We start from the raw sequence: 26,150 nt of genomic DNA on the forward strand, positions 1-26,150 counted from the left end.
ATGGCCGCCGTCGATCCCCAACTGGCTGCTGAACGCGCGGTCAGCCTGCCGGAGCTGCTCACCAGCCGCGAATGCCGTCAGGCGCGCCAGCAGGCGTGGCTGGCGCAGCACGAGTGCACGCTGCTGGTGCTGACGCTGGTGGTGCCCGGCCCCGTGAAGGACAGCGCGCTGACGCGCGGCATCTTCAACCTGGGGTGGGCGGCGCTGCTGCGACTGTGCGCCGAACAGGGTTGGCCCAGCCCGCAGGCCGAGGCGCTGGCGCTCTCCACCGGCTGCGAAGGGTTTGTCGCGCTGCGCGCCGATGCCCAGCGGGTGAAGGACTGCGCCATGCAGCTGGAGGTGAGCCGCCCGATCGGCCGGCTGTGGGATATCGACGTGCTGGATACGCAGGGGCGCATTTTGTCGCGCCGCGACATCGGCCTACCGGAACGGCGCTGCCTGCTGTGCGGCCAACCGGCCAAGATCTGCGCCCGCCAGCGGCGGCACAGCAGCGAGCAGCTGCTGCATGAAATGGAAAGGATGTTCAACGATGCGATCTCTGCCGATTAACCTGCCCGCCCACCGTGCCGAACCGGCCTGCGATTTCGCCCGCGCCGCTTTCCGCGCGCTGCTGGTAGAAGTCAACCTCACGCCCAAGCCGGGGCTGGTGGATCGCCATAACACCGGCGCCCACCGCGACATGGATCTCGGGCACTTCTATCGCAGCGCCCGCGCCATCGGCGTGTGGCTGCCGCGCTTTATCCAACGCGGGCGCGAGGACGCCGCTTTGCCGGCAGAGCAGCAGCTGGCGCGGCTGCGGCCGCTCGGCCTGGCCTGCGAAAACCAGATGTTTCGCGCCACCGGCGGCATTAACACTCACAAGGGCAGCGTGTTCTCGCTCGGATTGCTGTGCACCGCCTTCGGCCGCCTGCAGCAGCAGGGCCGCGCCATCGGCGCCGAAGCGCTGTGCGCCGAGGTGGCGGCGATGTGCCGGGGGCTGGTGGATCGCGAGCTGCGGCGCAACAACGCCGGGCAGACCGCCGGCCAGCGGCTGTTCGCCGCGCACGGGCTGAGCGGCGCACGCGGCGAGGCGGAGGCCGGTTTCCGGCTGGTCATTGACGGCGCGCTGCCGCTGTATCGGCAACGGCTGGCCGCCGATGGCGACGAACAGCGGGCGCTGCTGGACAGCCTGCTGTGGCTGATGGCCCACAACGACGACACCAACGTCGCCTCGCGCGGCGGCCTGCACGGGCTGCGCTGGCTGCGGCGCCGGGCGGCATTGCTGCTGGCGCAGGGCGGTTCGGCGGGGGAGGCGGGTCTGGCGCGCCTGCGGCGCTTCGATGCCGACTGCATCGCTCGCAACCTCAGCCCCGGCGGCAGCGCCGACCTGTTGATAGTGACCTGGCTGCTGGCGCAGCTGGGTGCCCAAGAATAATAACCAAGCCTTCAGGAGAGTCCCTATGTCCCAAACCCAGGAAAAGATCTGGAAAGCGATAGCGCCGCTGGCGGTGCTCGCGATCCTGTTATTGATACCGGTGCCCGACGGCATGCCGCCGCAGGCCTGGCACTACTTCGCCATCTTCGTGGCGATGATCGTCGGCATGATTCTGGAGCCGATCCCGGCCACCGCCATCAGCTTTATCGCAGTGACCGTCAGCGTGCTGAGCGCCAACTGGGTGCTGTTCGGCGCGCAGGAGCTGGCGGAGCCGGGCTTCAAGGCCGGTAAAGAGGCGCTGAAATGGGGGCTGGCGGGCTTCTCCAGCACCACCGTCTGGCTGGTGTTCGGCGCCTTTATCTTCGCGCTGGGCTACGAGGCCACCGGGCTGGGGCGGCGCATCGCGCTGTTCCTGGTGAAGTTCATGGGCAAGCGCACGCTGACGCTGGGCTATGCGGTGGTGATCATCGATATCCTGCTGGCGCCGTTCACGCCGTCCAACACCGCGCGCACCGGCGGCACGGTATTCCCGGTGGTGAAAAACCTGCCGCCGCTGTTCGACTCCTTCCCCAACGATCCCTCTTCACGCCGCATCGGCGGTTACCTGATGTGGATGATGGTGGTCGGTACCAGCATCAGCTCCTCGATGTTCGTCACAGGCGCCGCGCCGAACGTGCTGGGCATCGAGTTCGTCGGCAAGATCGCCGGGGTGCACATCAGCTGGATGCAGTGGTTCCTGGCGTTCCTGCCGGTCGGCCTGCTGCTGCTGATCATCGCGCCGCTGATTTCCTACTACCTGTACAAACCGGGCGTGACCCACAGCAGCGAAGTGGCCGCCTGGGCGGATACCGCGCTGGGGGAAATGGGCAAGCTGACGCGCAAGGAATACACCCTGATCGGCCTGGTGCTGCTCAGCCTGTGCCTGTGGGTGTTCGGCGGCAAAATGCTGGACGCCACCGCGGTGTGTCTGCTGGCGGTGTCGCTGATGCTGGCGCTGCACGTGGTGTCGTGGAAAGAGATCACCAAATATTCCAGCGCCTGGAATACGCTGGTTAACCTGGCGACGCTGGTGGTGATGGCCAACGGCCTGACGCGTTCCGGCTTTATCGACTGGTTCGCCCAGACCATGAGCACCCACCTGGACGGCTTCTCGCCGAACATGACGGTGGTGGCGCTGGTGCTGGTGTTCTACTTCGCCCACTACCTGTTCGCCAGCCTGTCGGCGCACACCGCCACCATGCTGCCGGTGATCCTGGCGGTCGGCAAAGGGTTGCCGGGCGTGCCGATGGAGCAGCTGTCGATGCTGCTGGTGCTGTCGATCGGTATCATGGGCGTGCTGACGCCGTACGCCACCGGCCCGGGGGTGATCATCTACGGCTGTGGCTACGTGAAGTCGAAAGACTACTGGCGCCTGGGCGGTATTCTCGGCGTGGTGTACATCGCCGCGCTGCTGCTGATCGGCTGGCCGATCATGAGCCTGTGGTACTGAGTTGAAGCCACGCGGCCACCGTCCGGTGGCCGCGGTTACGATCCTTTCCCGTGAACCCTGTCACACATTTGTCACACTAACCCCGCCATCATACTCAGGCAAACGCTAACACCTTAAAAATAATCATTTTCCGGGAGCCTCTGCGGATGAGAAAAAAAACCTTATTGCTGTGCCTGCCTTTGTTATTCACCGGGAACGCGCTGGCGGAAGCCGGCGGTTATCAGCTGGAACAGGTGCTGGTCATGAGCCGCCATAACCTGCGCGCGCCGCTGGCCAACAACGGCAGCGTGCTGGCGCAGTCTACGCCGAAGGCCTGGCCGGCCTGGGAAACGCCGGGCGGCCAGCTGACCACCAAGGGCGGGGTGCTGGAAGTGTATATGGGGCACTACTTCAACGCCTGGCTGAAGCAGACCGGCCTGTTGCCGAAAGAGGGTTGCCCGACCGCCGGCAGCGTGTACGTCTACGCCAACAGCCTGCAGCGCACGGTCGCCACCGCGCAGTTCTTCAGCAACGGCGCGTTCCCCGGCTGCGACGTCAGCGTGCACCATCAGGACAAGATGGGCGAGATGGATCCGACCTTCAACCCGATCATCACCGACACCAGCGAGGCCTTCAACCAGCAGGCGCTGGCGGCGATGAACGCCGCGCTGGGCTCGCTGAAGCTGGACGCCTCTTACCAACAGCTGGCGAAGATCATCGACTACAAGGATTCCGCCGCCTGCAAGACCGACAAACACTGTGACCTGACCAAAGAAGCCAGCGTGATGAGCGCGGTGCCGGGCAAAGAGCCGGGCGTCTCCGGCCCGCTGCGGGTGGGCAACTCGCTGGTGGACGCCTTTATGCTGCAGTATTACGAAGGTTTCCCGATGAAAGAGGTGGCCTGGGGCAAAATCGCCACCCCGCACCAGTGGCAGCATCTGGCGCAGCTGAAAGATGGCTATCAGGACTCGCTGTTCACCTCGCCGGTGGTGGCGCAGAACGTCGCCAAGCCGCTGCTGACCTACATCAACAACGCGCTGCTCGGCGAGCGCAAACCGGACGCGCCGAAGCTGACGGTGCTGGTCGGCCACGATTCCAATATTGCCTCGCTGCTGTCGGCCATGCAGTTCCAGCCGTATCAGCTGCCGCAGCAATACGAGAAAACGCCGATCGGCGGCAAACTGGTGTTCCAGCGCTGGCGCGACGCGCAGAACGACCGCGAATTGCTGAAGATCGAGTACGTCTATCAGTCCACCGAACAGCTGCGCAAGGCGACGCCGCTGACGCTGCAAACCCCGCCGCAGCGGGTGACGATGGCGCTGAAAGGCTGCCCGATCGACAAAGACGGCTTCTGCGCCTGGAGCGATTTCGAAAAGACCATGAAAGGCATCTTGTAATGCCCAGCCTCTCTCCCGCGCGCGGGGGAGAGGCCTCTCCCCATCCCGGCTAACGCGCCGCCACGCAGGCCTTAACGCCATTTATTTTGCCCAGGGTCATTGTTGCAGGCCGTTTCGGGGGCTAACATCATCAGCCTGCCTGTTTATCATGGATACCGCCGTTGCCCACTTTTATCCGCAATATCGAATTTTTCACGCCGGACGGCTATCCAGGCCAGGTGGCGCGCTGCCATTTTGCGCTGGCGGAGTATCGCGACGAGAGTTTTCCCGAGGCGGGCTTTGCGCTGCCGGATCATCTGGCGCGTGCGGTGCCGAAGCGCCGCGCGGAGTATCTGGCCGGGCGTGTTCTGGCGCGGCAACTGTTGGCGCCGCTCGGTTTTGCCGACTTCACCCTGGCGCGCGGCGAAGATCGCGCGCCGCAGTGGCCGCCGGGCATCGCCGGGGCGCTGAGCCATAATTCGGATACCGCGCTGTGCGCCGTGCACCGCGAGAGCGGGCTGGGCGGCGTGGGGCTGGATGTGGAGACGCTGCTCTCCGACGTGCGGGCGGAGGAGCTGTGGGGGGCGATCGTTTCCCCGGCGGAGCGCGAGGCGTTGCTGCGCGAGGCGCTGCCGTTCAATGAACTGCTGACGCTGACGTTTTCCGCCAAAGAGAGCCTGTTCAAGGCGCTTTATCCGCAGGTGCGCTGTTACTTCGATTTTCTCGATGCGCGCATGGTCGCCGTGGATATGCAGCGGCAGACGTTTGTATTAGCGCTGCTTAAGACGCTGACGCCAAATTGCCCCGCCGGCCGCCGGTTTAACGGGCGTTTTTGGCGTGAAGGTGACGATGTCACGACTTTTATTTTCTGCTAAAACACAATAATAACAGTGTGTTATTTCTTACTTTGCCGTAACGCGGATTTGCCGCAGCGGGCGGAAAGATTCATTCATCGGAGATTGACCCACGGTGGGGATCCGGTGTAATTTATCCTCCTTTTATGGCTAATGATAATTATTCGCATAAACATTATCATTGGTAAGGCGCAACAAAGGAGTGGTCTAGTGGCGACACTGACGACAGAAAACCAAACCTTCCCCGGGTTTGTGTACGCCGAACAATCGACCTTTTTGTACCGGTCCGAATTCCGTTCCCTCTCCGCCGATGGCGTGTTCGAGCGTATCGAGACGCCGGCGTTCGGCGGTGAGCAGGAAGGCAGCGCGCTGGCGCAGCATATCCGCCAGGCGCTCGCGCGCGCCAAAGCCGCCGGCCAGGAGACGCCGGTGGTGGTGGGCGCCATTCCGTTCGATACGCGCCGGCCTTCCAGCCTGTACGTGCCTGAAAACTGCCAGTTTGTCGCCAACGACAGCTTTACCCGCGCCGCGCGCCCGATGCTGCAACAGCCGCATCGCCTGGCCGCCTGCACCAGCATTCCGGACGAGCCGCGCTTCAAGCACGCGGTGGCGGAAGCGGTCAGCCGCTTTAAACAGGGCAAGCTGGACAAGGCGGTGCTGTCGCGCATCCTCGACATCGAGCTGGAGCAGCCGGTGGCGGGCCACCAGATCCTCAATAACCTGATGGTGCAGAACCCGACCGGTTATCACTTTTCCCTGCCGCTGGCCGATGGCGGCGTGCTGATCGGCGCCAGCCCGGAGCTGCTGATCCGCAAGCAGGGCGGCGAGATCCACACCAATCCGCTGGCGGGCTCGGCGCGCCGTCAGGACGATCCGCAGCAGGATCGCCTCGGCAGCGAGCGCCTGATGCGCTCGACCAAAGACAAATACGAACACAAGCTGGTGATCGACGACATTCGCCGCCACCTGGCGCCATTGTGCGCCAGCCTGAGCGTGCCCAGCGGCCCGTCGCTGCTCAGCACCGGCACCATGTGGCACCTGTCCACCCGCATTCGCGGTGAGCTGCTGAACCCGAATCTCAACGTGATGCAGCTGGCCTGCCTGCTGCATCCGACGCCGGCGCTGTGCGGCTTCCCGACCGAGAGCGCCCGCCAACTGATCGCCGATCTGGAACCGCACGATCGCGGCCTGTTCAGCGGCATTGTCGGCTGGTGCGACGCCAACGGCGACGGCGAGTGGGCGATCGTCATCCGCAGCGGCCTGCTGCGCGGCAACCGGGTGCGGCTGTTCGCCGGCGCGGGCATCGTCGCCGCTTCGACACCGCAGTCCGAGTGGATGGAAACCGCCGCCAAACTGGGCACCATGCTCAACGCTTTCGGCCTGAACAGCGGCGCGCTGTAGGCCTCTTTGCGGCGCAGTGCGCGCCGCGTCATACGCTTTCGCAGGAGACAACGATGAACAACAACATGACCCGGCAGCGTGCCCGGATGGCGGTGTGCGCATGAGCATTCAAATGGATTTCACCGGCAAACGCGTGTGGGTGACCGGCGCGGCGCGCGGCATCGGCGAGCAGATCGCCCGGCATTTTTTGACGCAGGGCGCCGAGGTGGTGGGATTTGACCGCGAGTTCGCCAACCCGGATCTGCCTTACCCTTGCGTGACGCTGGACATCAGCCGGCCGGAGCAGGTGGAGGCGGTGTGCCGCCAACAGTTGGCGGAGAACCCGCGACTGGACGTGTTGGTCAACGCCGCCGGCATTCTGCGCATGGGCAATACCGAAGATCTGAGCGTGGATGACTGGCATCAGTGCATCAACGTCAACGCCTCGGGAGCGTTTTACCTGTTCCGCGCCGTGCTGCCGCACTTCAAGGCGCAGCGCAGCGGGGCGATCGTCAGCATCGGCTCCAACGCCGCGCACGTGCCGCGCGCGCAGATGGCGGCCTACTGCGCCTCCAAGGCGGCGCTGACCAGCCTGAACCACTGTGTGGGGTTGGAGATGGCGCCGTTCGGCGTGCGCTGCAATCTGGTGTCGCCGGGCTCGACCGACACGCCGATGCAGCGCGGCATGTGGCAGACCGACGACGCGCAGCAACGCACCATCGCCGGCTTCCCCGAGATGTTCAAGCTGGGGATCCCGCTGGGCAAAATCGCCCGCCCGGATGAGATCGCCAACGCGGTGTTGTTCCTGGCCTCCGATTTGGCCAGCCACATCACCATGCAGGACATCGTGATCGACGGCGGCGCGACGCTGGCCGCCTGAGTCAGACCCGCTGGCGGCGCAGCAGGTGCTGCGCGCCTTCCGCCGCCAGCAGCAGCACCGCCAGCCAGATCGCCAGATAGGTCGGCCATTCGCTTTGGCCGATGCTTTCGCCGAGCAGCAGCGCGACGATCACCAGCAGCACCGGTTCCACATAGCTCAGCAGGCCGAACAGGCTGAACGGCAGCAGGCGGCTGGCGAGGATGTAACACACCAGCGCCACGGCGCTGATGACGCCGAGCAGCGGAATGCGCCAATACAGCTCGGCATTGATCTGCAGCGCCGCTGCGCCGCCGTCGCCGAAGGCGAACCAGGCCGCCGCCGGCAGCATCAGCGCCAGCTCGCACCACAGCCCGCCGAGATTGTCGGTGCCGAAACGCCGCCGCAAAATAAAGTAGAGCGGATAGCCCAGCGCCACCACCAGCGTCGGCCACGAGACGCCGCCCGCCTGATACAGCTCATTGCCCACCCCTACCATGGCGCACGCCACCGCCAGCTTTTGCAGCAGCGACAGCCGATCGCGGTAGATCAAACGGCCCGCCAGCACCATGGTCAGCGGCAGCAAAAAATAGCCGAGCGACACGTCGAGGGCCTTGCCGTGCAGCGGCGCCCACAGGAACAGCCACAGCTGCACCCCCAACAGCGCCGAGGTGAGCAGCAGGCCCAGCAGGCGCTGCGGCCGTTGGCCGATCCAGGCCAGCGTGTCGCCCACATTGCGCCAATCGCCGGACAACGCCATAAACAGCGTCAGGAACGGCAGCGTCAGCAGCGTGCGCCAGCCGTAGACCTGCTCGCCGTTCAGCGGGGTGAGGGTAGAGGTGAAGTAATACATCGCGCCGAACAAGATGGAGGCGACGACCGAAAGAGTGATGCCCTTAATCACACGCATTCCTGGTGAGTGATTGATTTTATGGCGGCTACTGTAGAGAAATTTGCCGCCAACGACAATGGCGTTGCCGGGCGCTGGACAATCGGCGGCGGCGGGTTACAATGAATACTGTGTATTCATACAGGCTTTAGCGATGACAATCGATCTTTTTGAAGACGCGCTGCCGCCGCCGTGGCGCGAAGAGATCGCCCCCGGCGCGGTGGTGATGCACGGCTTCGTGCGCGATCACGGGCCGGAACTGCTGGCGGCGGTGCAGGGCGTCGTCGCCCAGGTGCCGTGGCGGCATTTGACCACCCCCGGCGGGCACGTGATGTCGGTGGCGATGAGCTGGTGCGGCAACGGCTGGACCAGCGACAGCCGTGGTTACCGCTATTCGGAACGCGACGCGCGCAGCGGCAAACGCTGGCCGGCCATTCCCCCCATCCTGATGGCGCTGGCGGACGAAGCCGCGCAGCAGGCGGGCTTCGGCCCCTTCGTGCCGGATTCTTGCCTGATGAACCGTTACGATCCGGGCAGCAAGCTGTCGCTGCATCAGGATAAAGACGAGCACGACTTCGGTGCGCCGATCGTCTCGGTGTCGCTCGGGCTGCCGGCGGTGTTTCAGTTCGGCGGGCTGCAACGCAGCGACCGGGCGCGGCGCATCCCCTTGGCGCACGGCGACGTGGTGGTATGGGGCGGCCCGGCGCGGCTCTGTTTTCACGGCATCCTGCCGGTCAAGGAAGGCTACCACTCGCTGGTGGGGCCGCACCGCATCAACATCACGCTACGCAAGGCGCTTTAGCTGTGGCTCCTGCGCCAGGCAGGCGACGAGATAGTCGATAAACACCCGCAGTTTGGGCGGCAGATACTGGTTAGGCGCGTAGAGTAACCACAGGCCGCCGTGATAGCTGCTGAGGAAATCCCACTCCGGCAACACCTGCACGATCTCGCCGTCGTCGAGCGCCTGGCGGGCGGTAAAATACGGCAGGCTGCCGATGCCGATATGCTGTTTCACCGCGTCCAGCCGCACGCCGGTGTGGTTGGCGGCGTAGCGGCCGCGCACGTTGACCGTCACCGTTTTGCCGCTGCGGCGGAACTTCCATTGCGCGTCGCTCGGCGTTTCGCCCAGATAGATGCAGCTGTGCGCCGCCAGATCGTGCGGGTGCTGCGGCGTGCCGTGCTGCGCCAGGTAGTGCGGCGTGGCGCACAGCAGATGGTCTATTCTCATCAACTGGCGGCCGATCAACCCGGGCGACGGGCGATCGGTGATGCGCAGCGCCAGATCGACCCGATCGTCGATCAAATCCATGTAGCGATCTTCCAGCCGCAGCCTCACGTCCACCTTCGGGTAGCGGCGCAGGAACTCCGGCATGTGCGGATGCAGCACGAAGCGGCCCACCGCCTTGGGCACGCTGACACTGACCAGCCCTTCGGGCTCCACGGCGCCGCGCCCGCCGATCGCCATGACCGCGTCGGCCGCCGCCAGCAGGGTGCGGCAGTGCGCAAACGCCTCTTCGCCGCTTTCGCTCAGCCGCAGTTTACGGGTGGTGCGGTGCAGCAGCTGCAGCGCCAGCGCCTGCTCGAGCTTCGCCACGCTGCGGCTGACGGCGGAAGGCGAGGTGCCCAGTTTACGGGCGGCGGCGGAAAAGCTGCCGCTCTCTACCACCTGAACGAAAACGGCCATTTCGGGCAACAGGGCGTAAGAAAGATTTGTGCTCATGACGCAAAGGTCCATTGTGATGGCGGCGGATTATCCCTCGATTATGACATGAATATAATGGCTCTTCGAACCGAGGAGAAAAATGATGACCGAACGACGTTATTACTACAGCGACGATGTACAGGGCCAGGCGCAGGCGTTGAGCTGCGCGCCGGCCGAGGCGGGCGCTTACGCCGTGGTGCTCGACGCCACGCTGTTCCACCCGCAGGGCGGCGGCCAGCCGTCCGACGTGGGGACGTTAGGCGGCGTCGCCGTGCTGCGGGTGCAGCAGCAAGGGGATACCGTGCTGCACTTTACCGCCGCGCCGCTGCCGCTCGGGCCGGTTACGATGCAAATCGATGAAGCGCAGCGCCGCCTGCACGCCCGCTGGCACTCCGGCGGGCATCTGATCGGCTGGCTGGGAGAAACCCGAGGCTGGCGGCCGGTCAAGGCGCATCATTGGCCGGGGGAAGGGCGCATCACGTTTATGCCAGGGCCGGATGCGCAGACGGTAGAAGCGGACTTTTTGCAGGCGGAGCTGGCGCGTTTGATCGCCGCCGATTTACCCCGCCGCCAACAGGCGGTGGAAGGTATGCGCCAGGTCTGTTTCGGCGAACTGCCCGCCTACGGCTGCGGCGGCACCCATGTCGCCAGGCTGGGCGAGGTGGGGGCGGTGATCGTCACCGGTGTCAAAATGAAGAAAGGGCAGCTGATTGTGCAGTATGAGCTGGGGTGAACACCCTTGATTATCGTACCCTGTACGAGTAGGCTGGAGGGAACGATCGCAGGAGGCGATGATAATGGACTATCTGGAGTTTATCGAAACGACCGTTTTCAGCCGAAAGCGGGCTGAATTGATGAAGGATGATGACTTTCAGGCTTTCCAAAGCTATTTGCTGTTGAACCATCATGAAGGGGATACGATCAGCCACACGGGCGGATGCAAAAAGATACGCTGGGGGCTGGACGGAAAGGGAAAACGCGGCGGCGTAAGAGTGATTTATTATCTGACGGCGCCCAGCGGCCGAGTCTATTTATTGTTGATATACCGTAAAAATGAAAAGGATGATTTATCCGGACAGGAAAAGGCGATATTGAGATCCATCGTTCAACAACTTGATTAACGATGGCGAAATGGCGTGACGAAGGAGTTAAAGCATTATGAAAAAAGAACTTTTCGACGATTTGGTCAGCAGTATGAACGAAATGGTGGCGATCGAAAAGGGTAAGATGACGCCAAAATCCGAGCATGTTCACCGTCATGCTATTCCAGACGTCAAGCTGCTGCGCAAATCCCGTGGGATGAAGCAGGCGGAGTTTGCCAAGGCTGTGGGGGCCAGCGTGGGACTGGTGCAAAGCTGGGAGCAGGAACGCCGCATACCCTCGGGGTCGGCACTGAAACTTCTGCTGCTGATTGAGCGTAACCCGGCATTGCTCGATGAGTTGCTGGTGATTTAAATCATACTCAGCGCCCGGCCTGCCGCAGCTGGGTGCAGAACGCGCATTGGCATCCCGCTACCGGCACCGCCGCGCAGCTGCCGATGTTCACCGGCTGGGCGTCCATGGCGTGAAAGCCGTAAAACAGATTTTCGATGTTTTGTTCCGCCGCGCGCGCCTGTTCCGGGCGCGGTTCGGGCACTTTTGACTGAAACGCCGCGGCCTTGCCGGCCAGCAGGCTGAGAAACAGCAGCGACAGCTGGATTTTCATCGTCGTCTTCCTTTGGCTGAAGTTGTGATACGTTATAACAAAACCCCATCAATGCCAAGCGGCGGTGCCGCTGTCACTCACGTTATTTTTACGCGCTGCAACAGTTTCTCATTCAATTAACACTTCGACATATCTCTTGTCGATACGCTGACTAATAATTCAAATTACAAAAATTGCCTCATTAAACGAATATTTAGATACTCGCTGTGCGGCCTGGCCAGTGCTGACACGTTTTAAATTCTGAGCATACAGAAAGATGCCTCTGTAGGTATCGTCACGCACTCTGGATAGGACATCGCCACCATGGGCTCTTTTTTTAAGCAGGTCTACCGCTATTCCCACGCGCGCCCTTATCGGCATAACGAAAACCTCTGGCCCTATGTGAAGATCGCGCGCGGCGAAGGCGGTGAAATCGCCGCCTTATGGTACAAGCACCGGCCGGTGCCGATCGTCCCGCTGAGCGAACTGCGCAGCAGCTGCCGGGGGGAGGTGCTGCTGACGGCTACCGGCCCGTCGGTGAAGGCGCTGCGCTTCGAAAATATTCCCGCCATGCCCGCCATCGGGGTCAACGGCGCCTATTTTCTGCATCGGCAGGTGGATTTTCGCTTCTACGTCATCGTGGACATGGGGTTTATCGACAGCCGCCCAGAGATCGTGCGCGACGTCATTCAACGGCCTGAGCTGACGCTGTTCACCACCGTGCACGGCGTGGCGCGCATTCTCGATCGCTTTGGCCCGGCGGCGATCGGTTGCCGATTTGCGATCGTCGAAGACGCGGCCTGCAAGATTTACCGCCCCCGGATCGACAGCGGCGCGCTGTGGGAGCACTACTGCCGGGAAAACGGCGTGGTCTTTGCCGCCGAGAGCCGCATGCTCGGCTTTAGCCAGGATATCCGCTGCGGCATTTTCGATGCCGGCACCGTGGCCTATTGGGCGCTGCAAATCATCGCCTATCTCGGCTTCAAGCAGCTGTTTATCGCCGGGCTGGACATGAACAACTTCCACCAGCCGCGCTTTTACGAAACGGAACAGGATCGCTTGCCCACGTTCCTGGCGGACAAGGTGGAGTCGCTGGTGATCCCCGCTTTTCGACACGCCGGCGCGATCATGAAAAAGCAGCAGATCGCGATAAAAAACCTCTCCCTGCACAGCGCTATCGGCAGCGATATCTTCGAGAAGGTGGACGGCAATGTTTACTTTCAGCAAGCCTGAGCGGTGTTATCGCTTCGGCAGCGCGCTGTTTTTAGCCTTCGCGTTTTTCAGCGCGATCTTTTGCGGGCAGACCCGCGTCAACAACCTGTTTCATTTGGCGGCGCTGCTGTGGCTGGCCGCCGTATTCACCTGGCCGCCGCTGCGGCGGCAGCTGTGGGCCAATCGTCAGGCGCGCTGGGGCGGCGGGCTGGCGCTGATATTTTTGCTTTATTATTCCCTCAGCGCGCTGTGGGGCGAGACGCCGGGCGACATGCCGTCGGCCCTGACCCACAGCGCCTATATCCTGCTCTACCTCGCCTGGCTGGTGACGCTGCTCGACGGTGAGCGGCGTCACCAACTGCAGTGGGCGATGCTGGCCGGCATGACGGCGCTGTGCCTGTATCTGACGCTGGTCGACGCCCCGTCGATTTATCATCTGCGAGAAACCACCGCCCGCAATCCGGGGCCGAGCAACGTGATCGATCTGGCCGGTTACGCCGCCATCGCCATTTTGTTGAGCCTGATGATTTTCCGCGATACCGGGCAAAAAGCGGCGCTGTGCTTTATCCCGCCGCTGCTGGCATTCATGGTGCTGACGCAAAGCCGCGGCCCGCTGATCGCACTGGCGCTCGCGGTGGTAGTGGCGATGCCTTATCGACACCGGCCGGGACGGTGGCTGTGGTTTCTGTTGCCCGGCGCGCTGGCTGTGGTTCTTGCCGTCGTTTACAGCGCGATCGGCGAAATGTTGCTGACGCGTTTTGGCGAGCTGTATCAACAGAGCTTTGTTCGCATCAGCATTTGGCGCCACAGCCTGGCGCTGATCGAACAGGCGCCGTTCTTCGGCTACGGCTTTGATAAGCAGCTTAACTTTCTCAATTACACCGGCGAGCTGAACCACACCACGCACAGCCTGTACCTCGGCGCGTTGCTGAAGGGCGGCTGCGTGGGTTTCCTGTTGCTGCTGGCGCTGCTGGGATATGGCGCGCGGCTCGCCATCGCACACTGGCGCGCAGGGCGGCGCTGGGAGGCGGGCCTGTTTCTGTTTATGCTGGTGTTCTACAGTTCGCAGGGCATGTTTGTGATCGCCAATCCGGCGGAGTTTTGGTACCTGTTTTGGCTGCCGCTGGCGCTGCTGCTGTCGCAGCCTAAACGGCGGCCGATCGGGACTGTGCAGACGACAGCGCCGCCAGCGTCTTCTCCCACACCTGTTCCGCCGCGATAATACTAAGCGGCTGGCGGCGCTCAGCGGCACTCAGCGCGGCGCTGTCAACCGGCACGTGCATCACCTGATGCCGTTCGCTGTCCTGATAGGGGCCGGTATGCCGCGGGTTAGCGGTGACGAACAGGCTGACGGTGGCGGTTTTCAACGCCACGGCGAGGTGAAGCGGCCCGGTATCGCCGGTCACCAGCACCTGCAGATTGGCGATCGTCGCCAGCAGTTGCGGTAACGTGGTCGCGCCGATATGGCTTACCACCCGCTGTTGCTGTTCCTCGCTCAAACCTGCCATAAATTCCCGTTCGAGGCCGCGCTCCGCCTTGCTGCCAATCAACGCGATCTGACAGTCGGGGGAGTGCGCCAGCAGCCGTTGCGCCAGCTCAACAAAGCGATCGACCGGCCAGCGGCGCAGCGTTTCGGAGGCGCCCATCTGAAAGCCGATCAGGATCTTGCCCGCCGGTTTCGCCAGCGTGGGAAAAGCGACCGGGATGAACATGTCAGGATTGTCGGTACGGCACCCCAATTGCCCCACCATATCCAGCTTGCGCTGAATCAAATGGCCGTCGCTGCTGTGGCTGACGCCGGTCAGCCAGCGCTCCATACCGCTCGGTTTGTTGCCGTAAACGTCTTTGAACAGGTATTGGCAACCGGCGGCGATGGCGACCAGCACGTCGTAAGGCGCCTTCGAGTGCAGGATGACCGCCAGCTGTGGCCGGTTTTTTCGCAGGCGCCGGATAACGGCCAACATGTCTTTGGCCTTGTGGTCCCAGTAAATCACGTCATGAAAGCAGGGGCTGCCTTCGACCAGCTGCCGGTTTTTATGGCTGGAGACCAGCGTGATTTGCGCGCCGGGATAGCGTTCGCACAGTGCGCGGATGGCGGGCGTATTGAACATCAGATCGCCGAGGGCGCTGGTGGAGAAAATCACGATGCGTTCAAAGGATTGCTGCGGATCGAAGCTCGCTGCGGGCCGGAAATTGCCCGCGATGCGGGTATAGAGACGTAAACCGGCGTTGGCCGCCGCTATTTTCCACTGTTTAGACATTGCAGTTCGCTTCCGCTTGATATCGGCGGCCACCGTCTGGCGCCGCGTCGTATCATACAAGCGCGGCAACGGCGGGCCAATGGCCCGCAACAGATTGCGACAGATGCTAACGTTATGTTTGCAATTGCCGCCGGGCGCCGCGCTTACTCCTCCCAGACCTGCGTACTGCGCGGGCTGTCCATCTGATAATCCGAATAGGGGCGAGTGAAGAACTCGCGCCCCAGTTCGCGGGCGGCCTGCAGCGGATAGCGCGGATCGCGGGCGATCTCGCCGCGCTGGTTGCCGGCGCCGTGCACCACGCCGACGAATGCGGAATGGGTGTAGCGGCTGAACTCCTGGATCTGATGCACGATGCCCAGCGCCGCGCCGGGGTAGGTCTCTTCCGACGCTACCGCCAGCCCGATACGCTTGCCGCTCATGCGCTGGTGCACCTGTTCCGCCTGAGGGTAGGCGTTGGAATAGAAGCTGAACGAGCGATCGAAAAAGGCTTTGGTTTGCGCCGACATGCCGTACCAGTAAATCGGCGTGCAGAATACCGCGCCATCGGCCGGCAGGAAGTGCTCCAGGAACAGCTCTGCGTAGCGATCGGCCGGCGGCGGCGTGTGGCGTTCATCGCTCAGAAAACCGCTCAGGTAATCATCGAGAAAATGCAGGCTGGCGGACGTGCCGGCTTCGGCGGCGCCCGCCAGGATCGCCTGCGCCAGCGTGGCGCTGTTGCCGTCGCGGCGCGGGCTGCCGACCAACACCACCAGACGTTTAGATTGATGAGTTGTATTCATGTCATGTTCCTCGGTATGAAGTGGATTCAGCCCTACTCTAGAAACAAGTGCCGGCGGGCGACAAATGACCGCTTTTCTGCCAGGATGATTTCAACTCATCTCAAGAGGCTTCGCCATGTTTGCCACGCTGCCCGTCAACGCATTACGCACCTTTGAATCCGCCGCTCGCCTGCGCAGCTTCAAGCTGGCGGCGGCCGAGCTGGCGGTGACGCCGACGGCGATTTCGCACCAGATCAAAGCGCTGGAACAGCAGTTGGGGTTTGCGCTGTTCGAGCGGGTGCCGCGCGGCGTGCGGCTGACGCCGAAAGGCGAAACGCTGTTTGCCGGGGTGCACGGCGCGCTGCTGGACATCGCCGCCACGCTCGAGGGCCTGCGGCCGCAGCCCAGCACCGGGTCGCTGTGCGTCTCGGTCACGCACTCTTTCGCGGCGCTGTGGCTGGTGCCGCGCCTGGGGCGTTTCTACCAGGCGTACCCACACTATCTGGTGCGCCTGGAGGCCTGCGCTGAGGTGATCGATCTGCAGCAGGACGCCAGCGTGGACGTGGCAGTGCGTTACAGCCGCGCGCAGTATCCCGCGCTGCATCAGACGGCGCGGCTGGAGGAAAGCTTTGGCGTCTACGCCGCACCGGGGCTGGCCGCCGCCGAGCCGGAAAATCCGGTGCTGATCACCGTCAAGTGGGGGGATTCGGCGCTGTACGACAGCGGCTGGCATGACTGGTGCCGGGCTGCCGGCGTAGACTGGTGGCAGCGCCATGCGGCGATGCGCAGCTATCACGAGGAGCATTACGCCCTGCAGGCAGCGGTGGCCGGGCAGGGGCTGGTGCTCGCCAGTTCGGTGATGGTGTCCGATATGGTGGACAACGGCCTGCTGGTGGCGTACCGGCCGGAGGTGCGCGTACCGGGCGCCGCCTACAGCGTGCTGTGCGCGCCGGGGCGCGAGCGGCATCCGCCGGTCAGGGCGTTTCTCGCCTGGCTGCAGCAGGAGCTGCCGCAGGGCAATGGCACGAAATAAAAGTTTTATCGTCCTAAGCTGTGGGAATATCAGCGAACTTTTGTTTTTACTTCACTGCGAGAACCTATCATGAGCCAGCCAAGAACCTCCGATTACCCGATTGATGCGCAATTTATCGAGCGCTGGTCGCCGCGCGCGATGGCCAACGACGCCATCGACGATCAAACGCTGCTGAGCTTTTTTGAAGCGGCGCGCTGGTCGCCATCGGCCTACAACATTCAGCCGTGGCGCTTTGCCTACAGTAAGCACGGTTCCGACAGCTGGGAGAACTACCTGGAATTCCTGATCGACTTCAACCGCGGCTGGGCGCAGCACGCTTCGGCGCTGGTGGTGATCGTCTCCAAAACCACCAGCCTGAACGGCGAACGGCTGGTGGACAACCCGACCCACGCGTTCGACACCGGCGCCGCCTGGGCCAGCCTGGCGCATCAGGCGCACCTGAAAGGCTGGTTGACCCACTGCATGAGCGGCATTCACCACGACAAGATTAAGGCGGCGCTGCAGCTGCCGGACGACTATGCGGTGCACGCCATGGTGGCGATCGGTAAACCGGGCGACAAGGCCCGCCTGCCGGATTTCCTGCAGGAAAAAGAGGCGCCGTCGGGCCGCCTGCCGCTGGGCAAGACCGTCAGCGAAGGGCTGAATTTCATGCTGTGATTGCCCGCTTTCCCTCAGGCCCGCTTGGCGGGCCTTTTATATGCGGCGAGTAAAACTTAGGGAGTATGTTCTCGTTCGCTTATTCGCTGTATATTTTGTTATATAGCGATGGCGTAATGAGGAGGAAACCGTGGGTGACCATTTTGGCAAAGGGCTGTTGGCGGGGCTAAAGGCGGAGAACCTGAAGCCGGAGGCGGAGCTGTCGCGCTTTTGCTCCGACTATAAGCGCGGCTTTGTGCTCGGCTATGCGCACCATTTGGCGCAGCGCTGCGGCGACGAAAACCGGGCGGCGTTCGAAGCCGGGCAGCTGAGTCGCGCCTATGGCCTCGGCAGTGAGCCGATGAGCGAGTTCTTTTCCGGCGGCGACAGCCGGCTGGCGGAGAAGTTTTTCCGCGCCGGCTATAACCGGCCGACGCAGGGCTAGCGCGGGCGGGGCGTCAGGCGGCGCTCAGCACCGCCACCATATACACGCACGGTTGGTCGCTCTGGTTTTCAAAGCGGCAGTCCGCCGGTGGGCCGAGCTCCAGGCAGTCTCCCTCGGCCATGTCATGGCGCACGTCACCTTCCACAAAGACCAACTCGCCGGATAAAACCCAGATCAGCTGGCGCTTGAAGGCATACACCGAAGCCGGCATCGGGATCGTCGCGCCGGCCGGCAGTTCGATACGCACCAGATCGAGCGGCAGATCGGTGCGCGGCGAAACGTGGCGCCGCACGTAGCCGCTCTCCGGATCGACCCATACCGGCTGATCTTCCCGGCGCAGCAGCCGGCCTTCCTGCGTTTCCGCCCGGGCGATCAGCTTGGACATGCTGAGGCCGAACGCTCCCGCCAGCCTGCCCAGCAGCATCGCCGTCGGGCTGCTCTCGCCGCGCTCGATCTTATGAACCATCGCCCGTGAGACGCCCGCCTGCTCGGCCAGATCGGACAGCGACCAGTGGCGCGCCTCGCGTTCAATGCGAATGCGTGCGCCGATCAGCTGATTTAGATTGTCTAATTTAATATTCATATCGTAGTATTATAGTGGACAATTGGCCGGGGTAAACCATGATTATACGAAATGCGACGCTCAACGATAGCGCGGCGATTGCCGCCATCTATAACGACGCGGTGTTGAACAGCACCGCCATCTGGAATGAACAAACCGTGGATGCGGCCAATCGCGCGGCGTGGATCGGCGAACGGCAGGCGGCGGGCTACCCGGTGCTGGTGGCGGTGAACGGCGCGGACGAGGCGATCGGCTACGCGTCGTTCGGCGACTGGCGCGCCTGGGACGGCTATCGCCATACCGTAGAACACTCGGTGTATGTCCATCAGGCGCATCGCGGCGAAGGGATTGGCAAAGCGCTGTTGATCGCCCTGATCGCACGGGCGCGGGAGATCGGCAAGCACGTGATGGTGGCCGGCATCGAATCCGGCAATCAGGCCTCCATTCAGCTGCATCTGGCGCTCGGGTTCCGCGAGGTGGGGCGCATGGAGCAGGTGGGCGCCAAATTTGGCCAATGGCTGGATCTGACTTTCCTGCAGCTGACGCTCGACGAGCGAACGGCGCCGCCGGCGCGCTGATCCTGGGAGACAGGGCGATGAATATGCTATTGCTGCTGATCGCGGCGGGAATGGGACTGGTGGTGCAGAATCTGCTGATGGTGCGCATTACCGAAAGTGTCTCGACCATCCTTATCACGCTGGTGATCAACTCCAGCGTCGGTTTGCTGCTGTTGGTGGGGTTGCTGCTGGCCAAAAACGGCCTCGGCGCGGTGGCGGAAGTGACCGGCGCCGCCAGGTGGTGGATGCTGCTGCCGGGGCTGCTGGGATCGCTGTTCGTGTTTGCCGGTATCCTTGGCTACCAAAAACTGGGGGCGGCGGCCACCATCTCGATCCTGGTCGCCAGCCAGCTGTGCATGGGGCTGCTGGTGGACGTCTACCGCGCCGGCCCGGCGGCGCTGCGCGAGAATCTGCCGGCGCTGTTCGGCGCCCTACTGCTGGTGGCGGGCGCCTATCTGGTGGCGAAACGCAGCTTTTGAGGGAGCGGTTTGCCGCCGCCGGGATTGTTTCTGCGCCTTGAGCTACGCCGCATGTTATCGGGGGAAACTATTCCCCCGATAACAATCTAGTAAACATAGTCATACTTTATTTCTGCAACATGGCCGTAGACGTTATCCCGGTTTTTCTTCACGTCTTTAATCAAAATTGAAATATTTTGCTGAGCATTAATGCATCTTCCAAACTTATCCCAGCTTTTACAGGTGGTTATGGTCGTTTCTGTAGTGAAGGACTTCATCACTTCTTTGCTGGTTAACTCTCTATCGTCGTTATCATAAGTAAAATCTGCGGTTGTTGGACCTGATAGTGTTCTTATTAAACGGTTTTTAGCGTCATAACTATAAACGGTGTTGCCACTGTCATTGCCCAATGTGCTCACCCGGCTTGAACCGGAGAGCCTGCCTGCCTCATCCGTTGAGAATGTGGTTAGCGCTTTGCCGGACTGTTGATTTTTTCCGGCAGAAATATCGGATGTGTCCTCAGAACGGATTATTTTTCCATTGCTGTCTGTCAGGAATGAACCGCTCATTTTTTGTGTGATCAGTTCAGATTGGGCATCGCCATGTTCAATCATCGACATCTTGAAGGTCATGTTGTAATCCCAGTTCTTATGATTTTTATCTATGGCACCATTGAACTGGGTCAGCAAGACATTGTTATTAATCCGCGACCTGATGGTTTTATTACTGCGTGAGCGTAACAATGCGCCGCATTCATCAAATTCCATCTGCGTATCGGCCTTTATATAATCGTCTTTGCTTTCTATGCGCATGCTGACTTTTTTGGGCGTTTGCTTGGTGGAGACATCTTGCGCCAAGATCATGTTATTGAAAGTATTCACGGAAGAGGAAAATTCAGAACAGGTCTTTTCGCTTGAATAGACGTTACACGAATAAATAACCGGCAGGCACAACAACAATAATTTTTTCATCGCCAACACTCCCTGTAATAACGCGTTATCGAACAATAATTATACCTACGGCCGATCGCTGACTGCAATGCTTGACCCTCGGCGCGGATGGCGAGCGTGGGAAAATAAAATTTCGGTGGGAAATCATGGCAAAGGTCGGGTATGCAGCGCGCTTTTTGCGAATAGGGTGAACCTGAAGCGGAGAGGTAACGGCGCAGATGCAAAAAGCCCGCTCAGGTTTCCCTGAGCGGGCTTCTCTAAATATGGCTCCTCTGACTGGACTCGAACCAGTGACATACGGATTAACAGTCCGCCGTTCTACCGACTGAACTACAGAGGAATCGTGTGAACGGGGCGAATAATAGCGGGGCGGTTGCGGCTTGTAAAGCGTGAAAACGCCCGACGCGTTCGTTTGCTGCAAGATTGCCCAACCTGCTGCTTTTTCTCGCTTTTATCGCTTATCCCGCGCGCAGTGCCCCCGGATGGCCCGTTGTTCGGTGCCGTTGCCTGACTGTGGTGCAACGCCTGCCCCGCGTGGTGGCGCGCGCCGCCCGGCGAACGGCCATCGGCCGCCTGATATCCCGCCTCCGTGGCCGTTTACCGACTCTGGCCCGGATCTTGCTGCGGTGCCTGACCGGATTTCGGCATTCTCAATTTAGCGGCTCGCTGGAGGCACTATGAATTTCAGACGTCTGAAGTACTTCGTGAAAATCGTTGATATCGGCAGCCTGACCCAGGCGGCGGAGGTGTTGCACATCGCCCAGCCGGCGCTCAGCCAGCAGCTGGCGACGCTGGAGGGGGAGCTGAAACAGCAGCTGCTGATCCGCACCAAGCGCGGGGTGCAGCCGACCGAGGCCGGCAATATTCTCTACGCCCACGCGCAGACCATTCTGCGCCAGTGCGAGCAGGCGCAGAGCGCGGTCAACAGCGCCGGGCAGGCGATGAGCGGCCAGGTGTCTCTTGGGTTGGCATCGGGCAGCACCGCGGCGCAGCTGGCGCTGCCGCTGCTGCAGAGCCTGCGCGATCAGCAGCCGGGCATCCTGCTCAGCCTGCATGAAAACAGCGGCGCGGCGCTGGCCGCCCAGGTGGCCAACCAGACGCTGGACATGGCGATGGTCTACGGCGCCAAAATGCCCGCCGGGCTGCACGCCATCGCACTGATGCGGGAAGATCTCTATCTGGTGGCGACGCGCGCGGTGCCGCATCCCGGCAACAGCGTCGAGCTGCTGGACGTGGCGCGGCTGAACCTGTTCTTGCCGCGCGAGGGCGATGCGGTGCGCAACCAGCTGGAGGAGGCGATGGCGCTGCGCAAGCTGGCTGTCAACGTGGTGGGGGAGATCGAATCCTCGGGCGCGCTGAGCGCCGCGATCGCCGGCGGACTGGGGGCGACCGTGCTGCCGGAGTCGGTGGCGCGCGCGATGATCGGCCCGGCCAAGGCCTGGATGGCGCGCATCAATGCGCCGACGATGTCGGTGCCGCTGGCGCTGTGCATGTCGGGCCAACAGGCGCTGTCCGCCCCGGCGCTGCTGGTCAAAGACATGTTGCTGTCGATCGCCGGCGGCCGCAGCCAGGAGAAACGCGCGCTGGCGCTGGTGCGTTGAGGAAAAAACGGCCCGCCGCAGCGGGCCTCAGAACCGTTACCGGAACGGCGGCTCGTTGAAAGTGCGCAGCTTGCGCGAGTGCAGGCGATCGCCCTCGGCGCGCAGCAGATCGATGGCGCAGATGCCGATCTGCAGGTGCTCGGAGATCGCCCCTTCATAGAAGCGGTTGGCCTGGCCCGGCAGTTTTATTTCACCGTGCAGCGGTTTGTCGGAGACGCACAGCAGCGTGCCGTACGGCACCCGGAAGCGGTAACCCTGGGCGGCGATGGTGGCGCTCTCCATGTCGACCGCCACCGCGCGGCTGAGGTTGAAGCGCCGCGCCGAAGCGGAATAGCGCAGTTCCCAGTTGCGATCGTCGGTGGTGACCACGGTGCCGGTACGCAGGCGCTGTTTGACCTCTTCGCCGGGCATGCCGCTGACCATCTTGGTGGCGTCGTACAGGGCGCGCTGCACCTCGGCGATGCTCGGGATCGGGATATCCGGCGGCAGCACCGAATCCAGCACGTGATCGTCGCGCAGATAGGCGTGGGCCAGCACATAATCGCCGATCGACTGGCTTTCGCGCAGGCCGCCGCAGTGGCCGATCATCAGCCAGGCGCTCGGGCGCAGCACCGCCAGGTGATCGCAGATGGTTTTGGCGTTGGACGGGCCGACGCCGATGTTGATCAGCGTGATGCCCTGGCCGGTGCGCGAGATCAGGTGATAGGCCGGCATCTGGTGGTTTTTCCACGCCAGATCGGACACCGCCTGTTCCGGGGCGCTGGTTTCCGGCGTGATGTAGGTGCCGCCGGCGCTGGAGAGCGCGATGTACGGGCTGGCCGGATCGGCGATCTGGGCGCAGGCCCAGCGCACGAACTCATCCACATAGCGGGTGTAGTTGGTGAACAGCACGAACGGCTGGAAGTGTTCCACCGGCGTGCCGGTGTAGTGCCGCAGCCGCGCCAGCGAGAAATCCGCGCGCAGCGCATCGAAATGCGACAGCGGGAAATGGTTGTCGGTGGTGTGGTACAGGCCGTCGGCGGTTTCGTCACCGATCTGCGCCAGCTCGGTGGTGGGGAAATGCTGCGCGATGCCGGCGCTCATCGAGCGATCGAGCGCCAGACTGGAGCCGTCGATCACGTAAGGGAACGGGATCTCCTGCTGCGACGGCGCCACTTCGATATGGGCGGCGTAATCGTGCTCCAGCATCGCCAGCTGTTCGGCCAGATAGTGGCGGAACAGCTGCGGCCGGGTCACGGTGGTGCTGTAGCTGCCGGGATGGGTAAAGCGGCCGAAGGCGCGGGTTTTGCTCGGGCCGGATTGCTGACCGTCCCAGCTGACGCGCAGTTCGGGATACACGAACAGCCCGGCGGCGCGCGCCTGCGCATCCGGCAGCGTACCGTGGCTGATAAAGTCGCCGACCGCCTGACGCAGCGCGTCTACCGCGGCGTCATACAGGGCTTCCAGTTGATCGAGTGCCTGATCGGCGCTGAGGCCGCTGCGAGGTGGGGCATAGCTCATACTTTCTCCTTGGATGTCCCGGCTCTGTGGCGGGGTTGCGGCGTTTTACCGTCACAGGTTAGCCGAAGAAGGGCGTAAAAGCTTGGTCGAAATGACGGGCGCGGCAAAGAAAATACCGCGCCCGTGAAGGCGTGGGGATCAGGAGGCGGGGGCGGCCGCCTCGACCTTCAGCGACACCAGGCCGATGCCCAGTTTCTTCGGCGTAAAGCCGCCGCTGGCGCTCTCTTTCGGCTCGGTGGGGGCCGGCGGGGTAATGCTGATCTTCTGCGCGCCGCGCGGGTTGTCGAAGCGCAGGGTGACGGTGCTGTCCTGTTCGCCGAGCGACACGAAGCGCTCTTCGTCGCCGACGCGCACCGAAATCGGTTCGCCGACGTTATTACCGTAGGCGCGGGCGCGCAGCACCAGATCGAAGCGCTTCGGCAGCGGATCGACGTAATCGATGTCGACCGCCGGCGCCAGGTTGGCGTCGGACCAGCGGCCCCACTCCTCGACGCCGGAAACGCCGGTGATGGCCTTCACCTGCTCCGGCAGGCCGGGCAGCATGAACTCGATGCTGTCCGCCCGGTACTTCATCGCCGCGTCGTCCACCTGCAGGCGAGCAACGGCGTTTTGATAATCGGCGACGCTGTCTGCCGCCGGGGCGGTAAAGCTCACCTTGCTGCGGAAGCGTTCGCCGCTGGCCTGCACGATCTGCGGCGGTGAGGCCAGGGTGCCGGAGGCCACGCAGATGTCGGTGCTTAGCGCCAGCTGCGGCGCCCAGACCCGGCCGATCTCATAGCATTTATCGACCCAGACGAATTTTTCCCCCGCGCCCAGCCCGGCCAGCTGTTTGCGCAGCGGGGTGGAAAGGTAGACGTTGAACATCGGTTCGATGCGGTTATCGCCTACCCGCAGAATGAACGGCACCTTGTAGGTGACGCCGGAGAAGCTGAAGCTGCGCTGGCGCGTATCGACGCTGTAGTCGCTGATGCGGTTCGGCAGGCCCCACTGGTTGATCACCGCCGGTTTCCAGCCGTTGATCTTCTCTTCGATGTTCAGGAACACCGTAGACAGCGACGGCGCCGACAGGCTGCTGCGGCCGAGGCCGATGTAGTTGTCGCCGCCCATCACGTCCAGCACCGTGGCGCCGTTGTCCAGCGTGCTGCGCTTCTCGTTGCGCTGTTCCGCCAGCGGCCGGGTGCCGTCGATGATGAAGAACAGGTTGCGGCGCTTCTGTTTGGTCAGGATATCGTAGGCGGTGTTGTTCATCGCCAGATGATCGGAGGACACCACGATCACGGTGTTGCTGAAATAGGGCGAGCGTTTGATCTTGTCGATCAGCGCGGCGATGTGTTGCTGGCTGCAGGCCACCGCGCTTAGCGAGCGATTTTCTTTATTCTGCCAGGCGTAACTTTTCTTGCTGCAGCCGGCGGAGATAAAGCCGTCCGGGTGATGGGTGTCGACGGTCAGGGTGAACAGCGAGAACGGTTGGCGCTGCCTGGACAGCTCGACGAACTTGCCGTACACCACGTCCAGCACGCTGTCGTCGTACCAGCCCCAGTCGTTTTTGTAGCTCGGATCGGCGACCTGTTCGCGCAGCTCTTTGAAGCCGTAAACGTGGTCGAAACCGTGGGATTTCAGGAAGGTGTCTTTACCGGCGAACGCCAGCTCTGCGCCCTGATAGAAATAGTTGCTGTAGCCGGCGGCCTTCAGCACGTCGCCCAGGCAGACGTTTTCCGGATAGAAGGTGGAGACCGCGCTGGAGGCGTTGCCGTCGAAAGGTGCGAACAGCGGAATGCCGCACTGCGAGGCGACCATGCCGGCGATGGTGTAACCAGTGCCCGGCAGCTGCTGGGTGTTGCTGAAATCGATGCTGTCCGTGCGCAGGGCGTTCAGCTCGTCGGCCAGGCCGGGAAACAGCTCGGTATCGAAGTAGGTGCGCTCCAGACTCTCGGCATAGATGTACACCAGGTTCGGCCGCTTGCCCTGTACGGTCTTTTTCGGCGCCTTGTAGTAGGTGGTGAAATCGGCGGTATCGCCGACGATCTGGCTCTTGACCAGCAGCGAGATGTCCTGAAACGCCGGGGTGGTGCCGACCGAAAACAGCGCCAGCAGCACGGCGACGACGCTGTAGGCCACGCTGCTGCCTTTGGCCTTGCGGCGCAGCAGGCTGCGGGCCAGCACCGCGAAGATAAGCCCCAACCCCGCCAGCAGGCCGATAAACGGCAGCACGTATTTGCTGATGCCCGCGCCTTTGAGGCTGCTGGTGACGGTGTAAATCACCGCGTCGGTGATGCCGTCGCCGGTGAAGTAGTTGCTGGCGATCAGGATGACGTTCAGCACCAGATAGCTGCCGAGCAGCGTCAGCAAAATGGCGAACCACCAGCGGTTGGCGGCGGCCCGGGTGCGATAAATCAAAATCGACGCCAAAAAGAGAACAAACGAAACGACTGCTAAAACCATCCGCCAAACCTTGTCTGATTGAAATAAAACCGTTGCTGCCCTGGTTTGCGCCGCCGAGCGTGCCGCGGCGCGAAAAGTGAAGGGTATAGCCTATTGCCGGCGGCGGAACAAC

28 protein-coding genes and 1 tRNA gene are annotated in these 26,150 nt (G+C 62.6%); 19 read left to right on the forward strand and 10 right to left on the reverse strand.

Annotated features, from left to right (window positions below; all coding sequences use genetic code 11):
* The 7 genes from citX (at position 1) to dhbA (ending at position 7,372) form a co-directional block, all read left to right on the forward strand.
* Positions 1–549: a citrate lyase holo-[acyl-carrier protein] synthase gene (gene citX / locus WCL58_RS08980; protein WP_033654921.1), complete on the forward strand. Its 549-nt coding sequence runs from the start codon at positions 1–3 to the stop codon at positions 547–549.
* Complete coding sequence (citG, locus tag WCL58_RS08985) at positions 530–1,414, forward strand: triphosphoribosyl-dephospho-CoA synthase CitG (RefSeq protein WP_060430289.1); 885 nt, start codon at positions 530–532, stop codon at positions 1,412–1,414. The genes citX and citG overlap by 20 nt, the downstream gene beginning before the upstream one ends.
* 25 nt (positions 1,415–1,439) lie before the next feature.
* Positions 1,440–2,903 (forward strand): anion permease, encoded by a 1,464-nt coding sequence (locus WCL58_RS08990; protein ID WP_004940821.1) that lies wholly within the window; start codon positions 1,440–1,442, stop codon positions 2,901–2,903.
* Between the two features lie 146 nt (positions 2,904–3,049).
* On the forward strand, positions 3,050–4,279 hold the full coding sequence (gene agp / locus WCL58_RS08995; RefSeq protein WP_336850935.1) for a bifunctional glucose-1-phosphatase/inositol phosphatase: 1,230 nt from the start codon (positions 3,050–3,052) through the stop codon (positions 4,277–4,279).
* Positions 4,280–4,440: 161 nt separating this feature from the next.
* Positions 4,441–5,133, forward strand: coding sequence for a 4'-phosphopantetheinyl transferase family protein (locus tag WCL58_RS09000; RefSeq protein WP_336850936.1), 693 nt, complete (start codon positions 4,441–4,443; stop codon positions 5,131–5,133).
* A 189-nt stretch (positions 5,134–5,322) separates the two neighbouring features.
* On the forward strand, positions 5,323–6,513 hold the full coding sequence (locus tag WCL58_RS09005) for an isochorismate synthase (RefSeq protein ID WP_043147656.1): 1,191 nt from the start codon (positions 5,323–5,325) through the stop codon (positions 6,511–6,513).
* 100 nt (positions 6,514–6,613) lie between these two features.
* Positions 6,614–7,372 carry a 2,3-dihydro-2,3-dihydroxybenzoate dehydrogenase gene (dhbA, locus tag WCL58_RS09010; RefSeq protein WP_039565253.1) on the forward strand — a complete coding sequence of 253 codons (759 nt, stop codon included), beginning with the start codon at positions 6,614–6,616 and terminating at the stop codon, positions 7,370–7,372.
* A 1-nt stretch (position 7,373) separates the two neighbouring features.
* On the opposite strand, the gene rarD is transcribed toward dhbA, so the two are convergent.
* On the reverse strand, positions 7,374–8,252 hold the full coding sequence (gene rarD, locus WCL58_RS09015) for an EamA family transporter RarD (RefSeq protein ID WP_336850937.1): 879 nt from the start codon (positions 8,250–8,252) through the stop codon (positions 7,374–7,376).
* Between the two features lie 139 nt (positions 8,253–8,391).
* Between rarD and alkB the strand changes: the two genes are divergently transcribed.
* Positions 8,392–9,039: a DNA oxidative demethylase AlkB gene (gene alkB, locus WCL58_RS09020; RefSeq protein ID WP_019452474.1), complete on the forward strand. Its 648-nt coding sequence runs from the start codon at positions 8,392–8,394 to the stop codon at positions 9,037–9,039.
* Here alkB and WCL58_RS09025 read toward each other — a convergent pair.
* A complete protein-coding gene (locus WCL58_RS09025) occupies positions 9,022–9,957 on the reverse strand; it encodes a LysR family transcriptional regulator (protein ID WP_033647920.1) in 936 nt (311 codons plus the stop codon). The two genes, alkB and WCL58_RS09025, sit on opposite strands and share 18 nt — an antisense overlap.
* Before the next feature lie 85 nt (positions 9,958–10,042).
* Here WCL58_RS09025 and WCL58_RS09030 point away from each other — a divergent pair, with 85 nt between their 5' ends.
* The 3 genes from WCL58_RS09030 to nadS all read left to right on the forward strand — a co-directional run bounded on the left by WCL58_RS09030 (position 10,043) and on the right by nadS (position 11,394).
* Positions 10,043–10,672: an alanyl-tRNA editing protein gene (locus tag WCL58_RS09030; RefSeq protein ID WP_336851048.1), complete on the forward strand. Its 630-nt coding sequence runs from the start codon at positions 10,043–10,045 to the stop codon at positions 10,670–10,672.
* Between the two features lie 64 nt (positions 10,673–10,736).
* A complete protein-coding gene (locus tag WCL58_RS09035) occupies positions 10,737–11,060 on the forward strand; it encodes a type II toxin-antitoxin system RelE/ParE family toxin (RefSeq protein ID WP_060420873.1) in 324 nt (107 codons plus the stop codon).
* 37 nt (positions 11,061–11,097) lie between these two features.
* Positions 11,098–11,394 carry a NadS family protein gene (gene nadS / locus WCL58_RS09040; RefSeq protein WP_060420390.1) on the forward strand — a complete coding sequence of 99 codons (297 nt, stop codon included), beginning with the start codon at positions 11,098–11,100 and terminating at the stop codon, positions 11,392–11,394.
* Positions 11,395–11,401: 7 nt separating this feature from the next.
* Here the strand turns inward: nadS and WCL58_RS09045 are convergent, their stop codons facing one another.
* The gene (locus tag WCL58_RS09045; protein WP_025303447.1) at positions 11,402–11,644 is read right to left on the reverse strand and encodes a hypothetical protein; all 243 of its coding nucleotides are present in this window, start codon (positions 11,642–11,644) and stop codon (positions 11,402–11,404) included.
* A gap of 303 nt (positions 11,645–11,947) precedes the next feature.
* On the opposite strand from WCL58_RS09045, the gene WCL58_RS09050 reads away from it, so the two are divergent.
* Together WCL58_RS09050 and WCL58_RS09055 are read left to right on the forward strand one after the other, a co-directional pair.
* A complete protein-coding gene (locus WCL58_RS09050) occupies positions 11,948–12,856 on the forward strand; it encodes a sugar glycosyltransferase (protein ID WP_197796175.1) in 909 nt (302 codons plus the stop codon).
* Positions 12,834–14,057: an O-antigen ligase family protein gene (locus WCL58_RS09055; RefSeq protein ID WP_060420394.1), complete on the forward strand. Its 1,224-nt coding sequence runs from the start codon at positions 12,834–12,836 to the stop codon at positions 14,055–14,057. Before WCL58_RS09050 ends, WCL58_RS09055 begins: the two co-directional genes overlap by 23 nt.
* Here WCL58_RS09055 and WCL58_RS09060 read toward each other — a convergent pair.
* Positions 13,981–15,096, reverse strand: a complete 1,116-nt coding sequence (locus tag WCL58_RS09060; RefSeq protein ID WP_225528615.1) for a glycosyltransferase family 9 protein — start codon at positions 15,094–15,096, stop codon at positions 13,981–13,983. The two genes, WCL58_RS09055 and WCL58_RS09060, sit on opposite strands and share 77 nt — an antisense overlap.
* A gap of 143 nt (positions 15,097–15,239) precedes the next feature.
* Positions 15,240–15,875 (reverse strand): flavodoxin family protein, encoded by a 636-nt coding sequence (locus WCL58_RS09065; RefSeq protein ID WP_336850939.1) that lies wholly within the window; start codon positions 15,873–15,875, stop codon positions 15,240–15,242.
* A 115-nt stretch (positions 15,876–15,990) separates the two neighbouring features.
* On the opposite strand from WCL58_RS09065, the gene WCL58_RS09070 reads away from it, so the two are divergent.
* The 3 genes from WCL58_RS09070 to WCL58_RS09080 all read left to right on the forward strand — a co-directional run bounded on the left by WCL58_RS09070 (position 15,991) and on the right by WCL58_RS09080 (position 17,968).
* Complete coding sequence (locus WCL58_RS09070; RefSeq protein WP_100396965.1) at positions 15,991–16,887, forward strand: LysR substrate-binding domain-containing protein; 897 nt, start codon at positions 15,991–15,993, stop codon at positions 16,885–16,887.
* 69 nt (positions 16,888–16,956) lie between these two features.
* Positions 16,957–17,544: a nitroreductase family protein gene (locus WCL58_RS09075; RefSeq protein ID WP_336850940.1), complete on the forward strand. Its 588-nt coding sequence runs from the start codon at positions 16,957–16,959 to the stop codon at positions 17,542–17,544.
* Between the two features lie 130 nt (positions 17,545–17,674).
* A complete protein-coding gene (locus tag WCL58_RS09080; RefSeq protein ID WP_060451675.1) occupies positions 17,675–17,968 on the forward strand; it encodes a DUF2623 family protein in 294 nt (97 codons plus the stop codon).
* A 13-nt stretch (positions 17,969–17,981) separates the two neighbouring features.
* Here the strand turns inward: WCL58_RS09080 and WCL58_RS09085 are convergent, their stop codons facing one another.
* The gene (locus WCL58_RS09085) at positions 17,982–18,551 is read right to left on the reverse strand and encodes a helix-turn-helix domain-containing protein (RefSeq protein WP_336850941.1); all 570 of its coding nucleotides are present in this window, start codon (positions 18,549–18,551) and stop codon (positions 17,982–17,984) included.
* A gap of 38 nt (positions 18,552–18,589) precedes the next feature.
* Between WCL58_RS09085 and WCL58_RS09090 the strand changes: the two genes are divergently transcribed.
* Both WCL58_RS09090 and WCL58_RS09095 read left to right on the forward strand, forming a co-directional pair.
* The gene (locus WCL58_RS09090; protein ID WP_049197356.1) at positions 18,590–19,108 is read left to right on the forward strand and encodes a GNAT family N-acetyltransferase; all 519 of its coding nucleotides are present in this window, start codon (positions 18,590–18,592) and stop codon (positions 19,106–19,108) included.
* Positions 19,109–19,125: 17 nt separating this feature from the next.
* Positions 19,126–19,566, forward strand: a complete 441-nt coding sequence (locus tag WCL58_RS09095) for a DMT family transporter (RefSeq protein ID WP_043143187.1) — start codon at positions 19,126–19,128, stop codon at positions 19,564–19,566.
* An 86-nt stretch (positions 19,567–19,652) separates the two neighbouring features.
* Here the strand turns inward: WCL58_RS09095 and WCL58_RS09100 are convergent, their stop codons facing one another.
* Positions 19,653–20,516, reverse strand: coding sequence for a hypothetical protein (locus tag WCL58_RS09100; protein WP_336850944.1), 864 nt, complete (start codon positions 20,514–20,516; stop codon positions 19,653–19,655).
* 243 nt (positions 20,517–20,759) lie between these two features.
* Positions 20,760–20,835 (reverse strand) — tRNA-Asn (locus tag WCL58_RS09105).
* Positions 20,836–21,172: 337 nt separating this feature from the next.
* Here WCL58_RS09105 and nac point away from each other — a divergent pair.
* Positions 21,173–22,096 carry a nitrogen assimilation transcriptional regulator NAC gene (gene nac / locus WCL58_RS09110; protein WP_336850945.1) on the forward strand — a complete coding sequence of 308 codons (924 nt, stop codon included), beginning with the start codon at positions 21,173–21,175 and terminating at the stop codon, positions 22,094–22,096.
* A gap of 36 nt (positions 22,097–22,132) precedes the next feature.
* Here the strand turns inward: nac and WCL58_RS09115 are convergent, their stop codons facing one another.
* Positions 22,133–23,596: an AMP nucleosidase gene (locus tag WCL58_RS09115; protein WP_336850946.1), complete on the reverse strand. Its 1,464-nt coding sequence runs from the start codon at positions 23,594–23,596 to the stop codon at positions 22,133–22,135.
* 138 nt (positions 23,597–23,734) lie between these two features.
* Entirely contained in the window at positions 23,735–26,038 is a 2,304-nt protein-coding gene (gene opgB / locus WCL58_RS09120) for a phosphatidylglycerol--membrane-oligosaccharide glycerophosphotransferase (RefSeq protein ID WP_336850947.1), read from the reverse strand.
* Positions 26,039–26,150: the final 112 nt, after the last annotated feature.

The organism is Serratia sp. TMDUHS_CL (genome assembly GCF_037137105.1).
Lineage (GTDB): Bacteria > Pseudomonadota > Gammaproteobacteria > Enterobacterales > Enterobacteriaceae > Serratia > Serratia nevei.